13 protein-coding genes are annotated in these 13169 nt (G+C 64.9%); 3 read left to right on the top strand and 10 right to left on the bottom strand.

Annotated features, from left to right (window positions below):
* Positions 1–39: 39 nt before the first annotated feature.
* From KTR40_RS05080 to KTR40_RS05070, 3 genes are all read right to left on the bottom strand, one after another.
* Positions 40–1548, bottom strand: a complete 1509-nt coding sequence (locus KTR40_RS05080) for a hypothetical protein (RefSeq protein ID WP_228405487.1) — start codon at positions 1546–1548, stop codon at positions 40–42.
* A gap of 122 nt (positions 1549–1670) precedes the next feature.
* Entirely contained in the window at positions 1671–2105 is a 435-nt protein-coding gene (locus tag KTR40_RS05075) for a hypothetical protein (RefSeq protein ID WP_228405486.1), read from the bottom strand.
* Between the two features lie 51 nt (positions 2106–2156).
* Positions 2157–2534 carry a VOC family protein gene (locus KTR40_RS05070; RefSeq protein WP_139028390.1) on the bottom strand — a complete coding sequence of 126 codons (378 nt, stop codon included), beginning with the start codon at positions 2532–2534 and terminating at the stop codon, positions 2157–2159.
* 117 nt (positions 2535–2651) lie between these two features.
* Between KTR40_RS05070 and KTR40_RS05065 the strand changes: the two genes are divergently transcribed.
* A complete protein-coding gene (locus tag KTR40_RS05065) occupies positions 2652–3434 on the top strand; it encodes a GntR family transcriptional regulator (protein WP_228405485.1) in 783 nt (260 codons plus the stop codon).
* A gap of 294 nt (positions 3435–3728) precedes the next feature.
* Positions 3729–4691 carry a hypothetical protein gene (locus KTR40_RS05060; RefSeq protein ID WP_228405484.1) on the top strand — a complete coding sequence of 321 codons (963 nt, stop codon included), beginning with the start codon at positions 3729–3731 and terminating at the stop codon, positions 4689–4691.
* A 130-nt stretch (positions 4692–4821) separates the two neighbouring features.
* Here the strand turns inward: KTR40_RS05060 and KTR40_RS05055 are convergent, their stop codons facing one another.
* The 7 genes from KTR40_RS05055 to KTR40_RS05025 form a co-directional block, all read right to left on the bottom strand.
* The gene (locus KTR40_RS05055) at positions 4822–5085 is read right to left on the bottom strand and encodes a hypothetical protein (RefSeq protein WP_228405483.1); all 264 of its coding nucleotides are present in this window, start codon (positions 5083–5085) and stop codon (positions 4822–4824) included.
* A gap of 429 nt (positions 5086–5514) precedes the next feature.
* A complete protein-coding gene (locus KTR40_RS05050; protein ID WP_120691883.1) occupies positions 5515–6687 on the bottom strand; it encodes a Gfo/Idh/MocA family protein in 1173 nt (390 codons plus the stop codon).
* Between the two features lie 67 nt (positions 6688–6754).
* Positions 6755–7570, bottom strand: coding sequence for a sugar phosphate isomerase/epimerase (locus KTR40_RS05045; RefSeq protein ID WP_228405482.1), 816 nt, complete (start codon positions 7568–7570; stop codon positions 6755–6757).
* A 46-nt stretch (positions 7571–7616) separates the two neighbouring features.
* Positions 7617–8600 (bottom strand): ABC transporter permease, encoded by a 984-nt coding sequence (locus tag KTR40_RS05040; RefSeq protein WP_013600194.1) that lies wholly within the window; start codon positions 8598–8600, stop codon positions 7617–7619.
* A gap of 3 nt (positions 8601–8603) precedes the next feature.
* On the bottom strand, positions 8604–10112 hold the full coding sequence (locus KTR40_RS05035) for a sugar ABC transporter ATP-binding protein (protein WP_139028379.1): 1509 nt from the start codon (positions 10110–10112) through the stop codon (positions 8604–8606).
* A gap of 54 nt (positions 10113–10166) precedes the next feature.
* On the bottom strand, positions 10167–11327 hold the full coding sequence (locus KTR40_RS05030; protein ID WP_228405481.1) for a substrate-binding domain-containing protein: 1161 nt from the start codon (positions 11325–11327) through the stop codon (positions 10167–10169).
* Between the two features lie 50 nt (positions 11328–11377).
* Positions 11378–11860: a hypothetical protein gene (locus KTR40_RS05025; protein ID WP_228405480.1), complete on the bottom strand. Its 483-nt coding sequence runs from the start codon at positions 11858–11860 to the stop codon at positions 11378–11380.
* Positions 11861–12082: 222 nt separating this feature from the next.
* Here KTR40_RS05025 and KTR40_RS05020 point away from each other — a divergent pair, with 222 nt between their 5' ends.
* Positions 12083–13162, top strand: a complete 1080-nt coding sequence (locus KTR40_RS05020; protein ID WP_228406032.1) for a LacI family DNA-binding transcriptional regulator — start codon at positions 12083–12085, stop codon at positions 13160–13162.
* The last annotated feature ends 7 nt before the right edge of the window (positions 13163–13169 follow it).

Below are 13169 nucleotides of genomic sequence, written 5' to 3'. Positions count from 1 at the left end.
CCGCACCCGTGCCCCTCGTCGGCCCTTCGCACACACGGGTCAGTAGAAGTCGGCTGCTGTTTTAGGGCCTCTCCGGGCGTGGGTCAGCGGTTGGATCCCGGGATAAGGAAGGCTTAAGACCTGGCAAAAGAAGGCAGCGCTCAGGTCGGCATTGCGGAAGTGGCTAACGATGGCCTTCTGAGTATCGGTTCCGATCCGGGGGTGCCGCTTCACGGCGTCGACGGCGCCCTTCAGGTAGTTTGCGGCCCTCCTGGACCTGTCAGCCCCGTGGGCCTCCCGCAGCGCCGTCAAGGCCTCAAGACTGCCGTAGTTGGCGTTCGCAGTGCGGACCCGTTCGGAGACGGAGTTGGCATAGTCCGCGATGAGGGCGTCCTCTTCTCCTGTGCCGGGCCTTGGCGGGGCAGGCGCCAAGGGGCTGTCGGGAAGCCTAAGGATGGACACACCAGCTCCCTCGTGAAACCGGTCGACGCGTATGCGGTCGGAGTAGGCCCCCAGGTGCCGGCCATCGGCCAGTGCGAAGTTGCTCTGTCCCATCCAGCGGGCTGTGTCGGCCGGCTTGGCCGTCGCATAGTGCCTTGTACTGGACGCGGGAATGATCTCGGCCAAACCTCCCGGAGACGGCAGGATCCAGCGGTCGAATGTCCTCGCAGCGAATCGGGCCTCCTGCGGGAGCGTGTCCGTGCCCCCAAGAAGGCCTGCCCCGATGGCCACTGCGCCGAACATCTCGACATGGTCACCGGGCGGGATCGCGTCGAGGACCTGTCGTGCAGCCTCGCCGCTGACAGGCAGGAAGAGCCGCCCTTCAAGATACTCAGCCCACGCCCACATGGCGCGCGGGTCGCTGGCGAGAAGCTCCCCTGGCTCGGCTTTCGCCCTGTCGCCGCTGTTTGAGGGGGTGGACTTGGCGGCCGTCGCGCCGCCTCCGGCACCGTAGGTGGGACCGTGCTTGCCCTCCGCCGGCGGCACACGAGGGGCGTCCTCGCGCACCTGGGACATGCCGTCGTCCGAACCGCTCGCGCCATGCTCGTTCGACGACTCCCCCTTCACCGAGTGATCCTCCTTCACGCGGGCACCCTCGGCGGGTGGTTCCGGCGCAGAATCATCAAGGCCGGCCCACTCGTAATTGACTCCGATCGACCGCCCTTGGGCGAAGTGGGCGTTGGCGATTTCGCTGTGTTCCCGGCTGCCCCTTTCCGGGTGGGTCAACCGGATCCACTCGTAGTCCCATTCCTGCATGCCTTGTATGTGGCGGGCCCGTTTGGTGGCGCGTGTCTGGCCCGCGAGATCTTCGCTGACGGGGGCAGGGCTGGGCTGGGGCAGGGCTGGTCCAGGCTTGGGTGGACGGGTCGGCTTTTGCGGGCGGGCTACGGCCGGAGGGGTGTTGCCCGAACGGACGATTGCCACGGTCAGCCCGACCGCACCGAGAATGATGAGAAGGACCCACCAGTACTGGATGAGGATCCCGATCGCGGCGAGGGCGAGGAAGAAGCCGAAGGGGCCGAGCCCACCGGCACCCGCGCTCCGTGAGCGACGACGATTAGTTGCCATGCTGCAGGATCCCACTTGCCTCCGACAATCTGTAGGGCCAAAAGTGCCTCAGGGCGGCGTGAGAAGCAGTCGAACGGGGCGACCTTCTGCTGGGCGGCGCCGCTGGAACGACGACGGCGGGACTATCTTCCCGCCGTCGTGACCCGGCGGTCTCTAAGCTTCGCGGAACCACGCAGCCCCAGCGTTGCCATCACGGCAGACAGGAAGAGACCCCCGGTTATCAGTGGGGTTGTTTCCCGGTCCGGGTGCTGGAATGACTCGCGGCTGGCATGTTCCCAGAGGATGCCCAGGATGTAGACCGAACCCAGCCAGCCCATGGCCCGTTTGAGCCCCTGCCGGGGCCTAACCATGAGTAGAACGGTGCCTGCCGCGTGGGCAGCCAGTACTGGCCAGGGTGCCGAGAGCCCGCTGCCAACAGTCCACATATCGCGCGCGACGTTCTCCGGCTTTCCGTTCATGAAGGGTGTGTCGTAAGGGATCCGGTCACGGATGGCCCTGCGCGCTGCCAGGAGTTGCACAAGCAACTCCGCCAGCGAGACCGAAACCAAGGCTTTCATGCTTCCTCCTCCCTTCAAGATGCATGCCGCCCGTGCAGCACGGCCCCCAGGTCAGGGGCCAAGCCGCCTGCGCAGGAGGCAGAACTCGTTGCCCTCGGGATCGGCCAGGACGTGCCATTGCTCGTCGCCGGTCTGCCCAACGTCGGCCGGGCGGGCCCCCAGGGCCAGCAGGCGCTCCAGCTCGGCGTCCTGGTCCCGGTCCACGGGGTTGACGTCGATGTGCAGCGGGAGGCGTCCGTTCCGCGGGTTGCTGCTCGGGCTCAGGATGATGGTCGGCTGCAGGCCGCCGAACCCGGCGTCCGGCGGGCCGATTTCGATGGCGCCGTCCTCCCGGTCCAGCTCGACATAGCCGAGGACCCCGCTCCAGAACCCCGCCAGGAGTTCAGGATCGGCACAGTTGAGGACCAGTTCGCTGATACGGGAGACCATGGCCCCAGTGTACGGAAGCCCTCCCGCACCGTCAGCAACACGTGCTTGTCCAACAAACGCATCACACGTGGATTAGGCTGGAGTTTCCGGACCAACTACAAACAAGCGAGGCATAACGTGCTCCAGGACGCCGCCCGGTTCCTGTCCCAGCCGGTGGCCGCCCATCCCGGCGCTCCCCTGCGGGTCGCGGTGTACTCGCGGATCGCCGAAGCCATCCGCAACGGCCTCCTCACGCCCGGCTCCATGATCCCCACCGAAACGGAACTCGGCGCGGACATGAAGGTCAGCCGCACGGTGGTCCGCGAAGCCCTCATGCTGCTTGAGGAGGACGGGCTCATCAGGGCGAGGCGCGGCGTCGGGCGCTTCGTCTCGGACACGCTCCCCCGCATTGGCATCGAGCGCATCCAGCCGTTCGAGGACGTCCTCGGCAGCCCCGGCCAGCAGGTGGAGGTCAAACGCACCCAGGTGGTCCGCCAGGCGGCCTCAGAATTCGTCGCCCCCGGCATCGGCGTCGAGCCCGGCACCGACTGCTGGCTCTGGGAATCGGTCCTGATCCGCGACGGCGAGGCGATCGCCCACCTCCAGGAGAACGTCACAGCCCAGCCGGTCAGCTTCGGCAAGGGCGCCGCCGAGCCCCTGGAGATAGAGGACGACGGCGGCACCACCTTGCTTGCCGCGCTCAACAAACAGCTGGGCAGGATAGCGGGGCCGGGCGAGTGCCAGATCAGCCTCAGCCAGGTGGGGCCCAGCCGCGCGAAGCTGCTGGACCTCCGCCCCTCGGACCCGGTGCTGGTCCTGACGCAGTACGTGCGGAACGGCAACCGGCCCTTCTACCTGGCCAAATGCCTGGTCTCGGCCCGCGCCGGACACCTCTCGGTGATGCAGCAGTTCCAGTCCTGACCCCACCCGCCGCCGAGTTTTTGGGCTTGATGGAGACCTGATGGAGTTTGGGTCGCGACGTCGGTGCGCCGGTTTCGTGGCTGGTGTCCTTAGGATGGGGCCATGCCGGCTTCCTTCGCCCCTGATGTAGCGCCCACCCCTTCCGCAACCATTACGACGCAGCTCGGGCCCCATGTCCTTCTCCATGCAGATATGGTGGCATTCGCCAGGGCAGGTATGCGCGGCGGAAGTGGCGGGCCCTGCATCCTGCGCGTGGTGCCCCTTCTTCACGTGGCGGGACAAAAAGGACGGCGCGTGGTTATAGTCGGCCACAGCCTTGTGGCCGTCCGCAGCGGGGAAGACGTCGCAGTCCAGTCCTTCGTTACCAACTGCTGGGAGGAAGGCTCGGCAGAAGGCGAATTCCGGCGGTTGGACATGGAAACGTCCCGTGAGAGCGAAGCAGCCAAGAATGCAATGCGTTCGTTTGAACAACGCCTGCCGCGCTGGCCTGAAGCGACAAGCCCTTTTGACCCAGAGATGCACGCCGCAAAGCACGCCAAGGCGCTTGCCGAGCTGTCCCGCAACTCGGTGGCTGGCATGAGGGAGATCCGCTACGACCTGGAACACCGCTTAGCTCAATTCAGCAGCAAGGGCCTCCCCACCTCGAGCAGTACGCCGATTGTCGCGTCCCTGCTCGAATTGAGCATTATCTGTGGACGGGCCGCGGATGAAGCCCGGGAAGCGGTACGCGAAGGTCTTTGGTTGCACCTCTCGGATTCCACCGCGTACCACTCTTATCGGCGCCTGCAGGATCCTTCCATCATCAACGAGGCCGAGCCTGCCACGCCTGCCACCCGCAGCTGGATGCGGCTTCACGACGCCGGCGTCCGGCAATGCGTGGAAATGCGCAAGCAGTTGGATGCCGAGTCGGGTTCGGCCAGGAATCTCATGGCTGCCGCGGCCAGCGTCTCAAACTCGAGGGAGGCTGACGGCCAATCAGCGTTCAATACCCTTGCCGCGGTGGTCTCACTCGGGCTCGGAATTCCTGCCCTCGTTTTGGCCTTGTACGGAGCTGACCGGCTTCTTCCCCTTAACACCCAGCCCCGTCAGCTGGCATTTATTCCGGTGGCCATCGGCCTGCTCTTGGCAGCGGTTATTGCGATCTGGCGGGCGCCGAGGGGAAGGTCCGGTTGGATCTGGGTTGTAGCCGCAATTGGAATCATCGTCCTCCTGCTGAGCTTGCTGGTCGTGGCTGGGCTGCTCGCGCCCGACTCGTAATCCCGCAACCACCGCCTTGTTGTTCTGCGGCACCATGAAGGACATTACTGGGCCCCCTGGCAGGACGACTGCGGCCGACGCACCCCTGCCCTGCGAGGCCTCCGGAATAAAAGGATCCCTGAATCAGCGGTTATGGCCCTGCCACCAAAATTTCCCCTATGGCGTCCTCGCAACCTGGGACGTGCGTGCCGGCGTGGACGTGAGCGAACCGGCTCACAACCTGGCCCGAATTATCGAAACCAAAGGCGTCAGCAGCAGCCTTGATCTCAGTGACGATGGCGGCAACGGCGCCGGGACCGTCTGCGACGGCGTGGTCCGAGATGCCAAGTCCGGTGCAGGCAGCGTGTGCATTGGCGATCTCGGCCGAGGCCGGGACGGCACCTGCGAAAAGCACAACTAATATGGCAGCCGCGGAAGAAGCGGCCGCACGTTTAACGTTCATGGATACCTCCTGGAAATAGGGCTTCGACGAAGCCCTATTTCCACGGCGGCGAGGATATAGAGCCCCGCCAGTGAGGCCATTTTCCCCTCGCGGAATAGCCTCCGCAATAGCGAATTGGCGGCTAGCCGCATGTCGTGGTGCGGTAGGCGCCAGGCGGCGGACCCTGCCGAGGCGAGCGCCGCCGTCGTACCTTCAAAGAGAGGCCAGTCACCCCTGCACCAGGTGAGGGAGCGACCACCGGCTTGAGATGAAGGGCGACGGCGGCGCCTGCCTGATTGCCCCCGTGCGCTGATCCTGCTCCATTACGTCCGGAACGGCCCCCGGCGCTTCTGCCTCCACAGGCAAAGGGAGGGAAGGCTCTTCACCGTCCCTCCCCTCAGATCACGCGCTGATCTGCGGAACGTCAACCCAAGATTCTTTGGCCGCCGATTCGACAATCGCGTCGTCGATCAGGGCGACCTGGTAGCCGTCCGCGAAGCTGGGGCTTACGCTGCCGCCTTCCGCGATGGCCTTGAAGAAGTCATGCGCTTCGATGATCTTCGTTTCGCCGTAGCCGATGCCGAGCGCCGGGATGGGCCAGAGACCTTCCCCGTAGGGGTGCGCGGGCCCGGTGTAGACGGTGCGGAACCCGCGGCGGTCGGCCTGGTCGGAGGCGAAAGCCACCTGCAGTTCATCGCGTCGTTCGTAGTTGAAGACGATGCTGCCTTCGGTTCCGTGGATTTCGAAGGTGATGTAGTTGTTCCTGCCGTGGGCGTTGCGGGTCGCTTCCACGGATCCTACGGCGCCGTTGGCGAAGCGGATCATGGTCATGACCTCGTCATCGACGTCGACCTGACCCTTGGGGCCCTCCCCGCCCCGTACGGTGCCGAGCGCGTCGGCTCCGCCGGTCTGCAGCGGCCGCTCCGGAATCCAGGTGGAGAGGACGGCATTGACGGCACTGAACTCGCCCACGAGGTAGCGGGCCATGTCGATGACGTGTGTGGCGATGTCGCCCAAGGCCCCGGACCCCGCGATCGACTTCTGGAAACGCCAGGACAGCGGGGAGTTGGGGTCTGCACTCCAGTCCTGCAGGTAGGTGCCTCGGAAGCTGAGGATGCGGCCGATGGCGCCTTCCTCAATGTACTTCTTGGCCAGCGCGACGGCGGGAGTCCGGCGGTAGTTGAAGGCAACCATGTGGACGATGTTCTTGTCCTTGACTGCGTCGTACATGGCCTTTGATTCCTCGCCCGTACGCGCCAGCGGTTTCTCGCAGATGATGTGCTTGCCCGCTTCGGCCGCGGCGATCGCGATTTCGGCGTGGAGGTGGTTGGGCGTGGCAATGTCTACGACGTGGATGTCCGGGTCGTCAATAATGCTGCGCCAGTCAGAGGTGGAGTTCTCGAAGCCAAAGCGGCGGGCGGCTTCGGCAGCCAGTTCCGGGTTGGCTTCAGCGATGACCTTGCGGACCGGCAGGGCCGGGGCGGGCCAGAAGAACATGGGCATGGCGGCATAAGCCAGGGAGTGGGCTTTGCCCATGAAGCCGCCTCCGATGAGGCCGACGTTGAGGTTCTGCATGTGGATCAGGTTCCTTTCGGAAAAGGCGGGACATGCCTGCATTGGCTGTCCCTGGTGGGTTGGATGGTCAGAGGAGTTGCTCGAGGTACTTCTTGCTGATCTCGGCCGCTTCCCGGGGATCCCCGTCGTAGCCGTCCAGTTCGACCATGAGCCAGCTGTCGTAGCCGCTCTCCCGGATGGCCGCGAGGATGTCCGGGAAGTCGAGTTCCCCCTGGCCCAGGGGCAGGAAGGAAAATGGGTCTTTCCGGAGGTCCTTGAGGTGGACGTGCCGGATCCTGTCGGGGTACTTCCGGATGACCGCGGCCGGATCTGCTCCGCCAGCCGCAAGATGGGCGGTATCGGGGCAGAACCCGATCCGCGTGAGCGGCATGAGCTTGTCCAGCTCTTCCGGGCTCTCCACGATGGTGGTCAGGTGTGGATGGTAGCTTGCCGAGAGCCCGAAGCTTTCGGCGATGTCCGTGACGCTGTCCAGGGCGCTGCCGAGGCGGCGGTAGTCCTCTTCAGTGGTTCCGGCCGCGCGCCGTGCTCCCCCGCCAACCACGAGCCGTTCAGCTCCGAAGTTCGCGGCCAGCTCGGCAGCCCGGTGGATCCGGTGCAGCTCGTCGGGAAGGATGTCGGCGTAGATGAAGTTCGCCCCCGTGTACACGCTTGTCAGGGAGACTCCGGAGCTGCTCAGGATTTCTTTGAGCTCCTCTGGCTTCTCCGCGTATTCCGCGAGGTTGCCGTCGAACATCTCAACACCCTCGTAGCCGACGGAGGCGATGTCCTGGACGGCGTCCTTCATGGAACCGTGGGTGAGGTAAAAGAGGTCCTTGACGCTCGTCACGCCTTGGGCGTGGCCCACCACGCCGCCCCAGGTGATGGAACAGTAACCGAGTTTCATTGCTTCTGCCTTTCAGGAGCCGAAGAAGGGTTGAAGATCATGTGTGCTATTTCTTCCGGGCCATGGCGACGGCCAGGATGATGATGGCGCCGCGGACAACCTGCTGCTGGCTGCTGTCGAGTCCGGCGAGGATCAGCCCGTTGTTGATCAGGCCGATCAGCAGGGCGCCGAAGAGGGTGCCGATGATGGAGCCGAACCCGCCGAAGAGGCTGGTTCCGCCCAGGATGACGGCGGCGATTGCGGAGAGTTCGTCTCCCGATCCCCACTGGAACCGGCCGGACTGGAGGCGGCCGGCGTAGAGCATGCCGGCGACGCTTGCCGCCATGGCCGAGATCAGGAGGACCTGGAATTTGATGCGCTTGGTGTTGATGCCGGTGAAGTCCGCTGCGTTGCGGTTGCCTCCCGTGGCCAGGACCTGGCGGCCGAACCGGGTGCGGTTCAGGACTACGGCGCCGATGGCAACAAAGATGGCGCTCCAGACCACCAGCCCCGGAACGGGGCCGAAGTTGCCGGATCCGAACAGCATGTTGAAGGTATCGTTCAGGATCGGCTGGGGTGCCGAGGCGGTGATCCATTGGGCGACGCCGACCGCTATCCCCAGCATGCCGAGCGTCACCAGGAAGGACGGGATGCCGAGGAGGCTGACGAGCGCGCCATTGATGGATCCGACCACCAGTCCGACGGCGAGGCCCGCCAGGATCCCGGGGACCAGGCCAAACTGGGACAGCGCCATCGCGGTGCAGACGCTGGAGAGACCGGCCACGGATCCGACGCTCAGGTCGATCTCCGCGCATGCGATCACGTAGGTCATGCCGACGGCGATGACGGTGATGGTGGCCGTCTGCCGGAAGATGTTCAGCAGGTTGTTGGGCGACAGGAAGCCCTGGTCGCGCAGGAGGATGGCGAAGAAGATGAAGACGACGACGAAGCCGATGTAGATGACGTAGCGCCGCCAGTCGAGTTCTTTCAGGACGGTGCCGAAATTGCGGGCCGCGGTGTCCCGGGGCGCGATGGTGTTTGCCTTGCTCACTGTTCAGACTCCCTGGACTGCAAGTTGGAGATATTCCTCGTCAGCGATATCGCTGCGGGGAATGTCGCGGATGATGGAGCCGTCCTTGAGGACGAGGACGCGGTCGCTGACCGCGAGTAGTTCGGGGTACTCGGAGGAGATGACGATGACGGCCTTGCCGGCACTTGCCAGCTCGCGGATCATGTCCAGGATTTCGCTTTTGGTGCCGATGTCGACGCCGGCCGTGGGCTCATCCAGGATCAGGATGTCCGGATCGGTGCCCAGCCACTTGGCGATAACCACCTTCTGCTGGTTGCCGCCCGAGAGGAGCCGCACCGGACGGTTGGGGTGAGCCACCTTGACTGCGAACCTCTTGATCAGTGACGAGGACAATTCCTTGCCTTTGCCGCCGTCAAGGAGTGGTCCCCGCTGGATCTGTCCGAGCAGCGGCAGGAGCAGGTTGTCTTGGACGGAGTGCTCCAGGACGAGGCCTTGGGCCCTGCGGTCCTCCGGGATGAGGGCGACGCCGGCGTTGATGGCCTGCTGTGGAGAGGCAAGGTTGACCTTCTTGCCCCGCAGGAGGACGTCACCGCTGTCCACTTTGTCTATGCCGAAGAGGGCACGGGCCAGCTCGGTGCGTCCGCTTCCCATCAGCCCTGCCAGGCCGAGGATTTCGCCGGGGCGGAGCGTGAAGGAAACGTCCCGCACCCGGTTCCCGGCGTTAAGCCCGCGGACTTCCAGCAGCGGCGCGCCATCGTGGGCCACGTGGTCCCGCTCCCGGTAGGAAAGCTGGCCTTCGATCTTCTTGCCAACAATGCCTTCAACGATCTGCTCGGGAGTGACGTCCGTCAGAGGCGCGGTGAGGAGGTGGCGGCCATCGCGGAGGATGGTGATCCGGTCCGCCAGCCGGTACACCTCGTCCATGCGGTGCGAGATGTAGATGATCGAGATGCCGCGCTGCTTGAGGCGGTCGATCAGTTCGAAGAGCGCTTCGGACTCGTGCCGGGCCAGGCTGGCAGTGGGTTCGTCCATGATCAGGACCTGGGCGTTCTGGGCCAGGGCCTTGGCGATCTCGGTCAGCTGCCAGTAGGCAGTGCCGAGCCGGGAGACCTCCGCGCGGGGGTCGACGTCGACCTCCATCTCGGAGAAGACCTCCCTGGCCCGTTTCACCGCGGTGCGGTCGTCGATAAGCCCGCCCCTGCCGAGCGGTTCGGCAGCGAGGAAGATGTTCTGTGCAACGGTCAGGCTCGGTACCAGGCTGAATTCCTGGAAGACCATCCCGATCCCGGCGGCCTTGGCGTCCTGGATCGAGTTGATGGCGGCCGGCTTCCCGCCTATGAGGATCTCTCCAGCGTCTGCCTGGTAGACGCCCTGGAGGATCTTCATGAGCGTGGACTTCCCGGCGCCATTGCCGCCGGCGAGTGCGTGGACCTCGCCCTTCCGGACGTCGAAGCTGACGTCCTTCAGCACGGAAACGCCGTTGAAGCCCTTGGAGATCGAGCGCATTTCGACGACATTGTCTGCGGTGTTCATGGTTGCCCTTTCGGAGTGGCGCGGGGGCGGGGCCCCCGCGCCGTCGGGTCTTGGCTACTGCTTGTAGGAGTCCTGGATGTCCTTCGGGGCGTCCTCGTGGTAGACCTGCTTCCAGGCTTCCAGGACGTTGGAGTGGTCCACCGGGAGGGCGCTCAGCGCCACGTAGGCGGGTGCTTCCTTGCCGATGAGCGCGCCGGCAGCCAGCCGCGCCTCTGTCACACCCTGGTCGAACGGAACCTGCGCTCCGAGGCCGACGACGAGTTCGTCCTTGGCCAGTGCGATGGCGACATTCTTGCCGAGGTCCTCCGTGGCGATCTTCAGGTCCGGGCGGCCGGCGGCACGGGCGGCAGCCATGACACCCTCTGCGGGAACGTCCCAAACGGCCCAGATGCCGCCCAGGTCGGGGTACTTGCTCAGCATGGCGTTGGCGGCTGCCTGGGCGTCTCCAGCGAAGTCCGGACCGGCGATCCCCTTTTCCTCGACGATCTTGATGTCCGGGTATTCCTTGGTGATGGTTTCCTTGAAGCCGTCGTAGCGCTGCTTGGTGACGAAGAAGTCGGCCTGGTGGAAGACAAGACCGATCTTGCCCTTGCCACCAAGCGCCTTGGCCATCTGGTGCGCAGAGACGACGCCGTTGCCATAGTTGTCAGCGGAAACAACGGAGACGTAGTCCTTGCCGGCGGTCAGTCCCTGGGGGATGTTGTCCATGAAGACGAGCTTCGTTCCCGCTTCGGCGGCCTTCTTGTATGCGGAGGCGGTGGCCACGGGGTCCGTGGGGATGGAAACGATGATGTCCGGATCCTGCGTCATGACGGTCTCGATGTCCGAGACCTGCTTGTCCGGCTTGAAGTTCGCGTCGGTGGTGGCGATGACCTTGATCCCGAGCTGTTCGAATTCGCTCTTGAGCCCGTTCACCTGGGCGTTGGCCCAGTCGTTGCCGCCGTAGTGCATCACGATTGCGGCTTTGGCGTTGAGTCCCTTGACCTTCGCGATCTCTTCGGGAGTCAGGTCCGCGACGGACGCCGGGGAGGGCGTCTCGCCGTTGGGGCCCTTGCTCAGGACCTGCCCCTTGATCTTGTCAAGGGCCTGCTGGGCCTTCTCGGAAACGCCGGCGTCGGGGGCGTTTGATGTGGCCGTTGTTGAACTGCTGCAGGAAGCGACAGAAAGTGACAGGGCTGCGGCCAGGGCCACGATGGGAAGCCTGCGGATCATCATTGTTCTCCAGTGCTTTTGGGTGGATGGATGGGGTGGATGCCTGTGGTGGATCAGGCGAGCGCTATTGCCAGGGCTGGGGGAACCGGCGAGAGGACGAGTCCGCCAGCTGCCGAGGCTGTGCGTAGGGCGGCGGCTTTGTCTGAAGCCCTGAGGAGCGCCTCTGCGTGCACCTTGTCGACGAAGAGGCCCAGCGAACAGGGCCCCTGATGGGCCTGGACCCACCGCACGGCTTCGCCTGCGGCTTTGGCCATTTCCCCGCCCGATTGGGCCATCGGGCCGTCAATGGTGGACACGGACTGGGGTGCGCCGGAGTTGTCCACAGAAACAACCAGGCTGGCCCAGAGGAGATCGCCATCGAAGATTCCGACGACGGCCGAGGAACCGGCGGAGACGAAGGTGCGGACAGCGGCTGCAAGATCGTTGGGCGCCGTATCCCTCAGGAGCTCTTCCAAATGTGCCCACTGTGCTTGGTCCACATGTCGAAGCCCAGTGCTGGGATCGAGCGCGAGTGCGTAGGCGATGCTGTCAGCCATCCCGCTCCTTTCCTCATTGAATGCGCTGCCTCCGTAAGCGTTTACGAGATTACCGTGAACGTTTACGGACACCATCGTAAACGTTTACGGAGAAGGGTGTCAAGGGTCACAGGAAGCGGTTCTTCCGGCCCCGTTGGGGCATCGGGTCGTCGTAAGATTGAAAACGCACGGAACCCATGGGTTCGGTCCGGGAGGTGCAAGACAGGAGAGAACGTGGCAGGCATGGCGGTTCCCCGCGAGGCGAACGAGAAGCTACGGGACGCCCCGGTGCGCCGGAAGCCCACTATCAACGATGTGGCCCAGGTGGCCGGGGTCTCTTTCGGCACAGTTTCCCGGGTACTCAACGACGCACCGGACGTGAGCGCTGCAACGCGCCAGCGGGTTCTGCAGGTCATCAAGGACATCGGGTACCGCCGGAACCGGGCAGCCACCGCGCTGGTCACCAGCCGGCCGACGTCCATCGGCATCCTGTCTGACGGATCCCCCCGGTTCGGCCCGGTGGGGACACTTATGGCCCTCGAGAACGTCGCCCGCAAGAAGGGCTACGCCACAACCGTCATCAGTGTCGAGAAACCCGACGAAGAGTCCGTGCAGGCAGCCCTGGACACCCTGGACGATACCGGCGTGGGGGGAATCATTGTCATTGCCCCTCTGGTGGAGATGGCAGCCGCCGTCTGGAATGCCTCTTTCCGCGTGCCAGTGGAGATGATCGCCGCCGGAGCATCATCCACCCCAAACGTCTTCACCTACTCCGAAAACCAGGAACTCGGGGCCCGGCTGGCCACCCAGCACCTCATCGACCTTGGCCACACGGATATCGCCCACCTCGCCGGCTCCATGGACTGGTTCGACGGGCGGGTGCGCAAGCGCGGCTGGGAGGCTACGCTCCGTGACGCCGGGCTCAAGCCCGGGCTGTGCCTGAAGGGTGACTGGAGCCCCAAGTGGGCCTACGAAACCGGCCTCCGGCTCGTCCGGGAGAAAAAGGTCCCCCAGGCCATCTTCGCCGCCAGCGACCACACCGCCCTGGGGGTCATCCGCGCCTTCGCCGAAAGCGGCGTCCGCGTCCCGGAGGATGTCAGCATCGTTGGCTTCGACGACATCGAAGGGTCCGACTACTTCCTGCCGCCCCTGACCACCGTGCGCCAGGACTTCAACGCCCTGGCGCTTATGAGCGTGGAAGTGCTTCTTGGTGCGATGGAAGGACGGGACGTGGACCGTACGCCAATCGCACCCACCCTCGTTGTGCGCAACAGCGCCACCCGCGCCGGCTCACCCGCCCGCAAGGTGCCGCACCGGCGCTAGTGGAGCT

This window comes from Pseudarthrobacter sp. L1SW, assembly GCF_020809045.1.
Taxonomy (GTDB): domain Bacteria; phylum Actinomycetota; class Actinomycetes; order Actinomycetales; family Micrococcaceae; genus Arthrobacter.
Note: the sequence above shows the minus strand (reverse complement) of the source record. Positions and strands in the feature narration are given on the sequence as shown.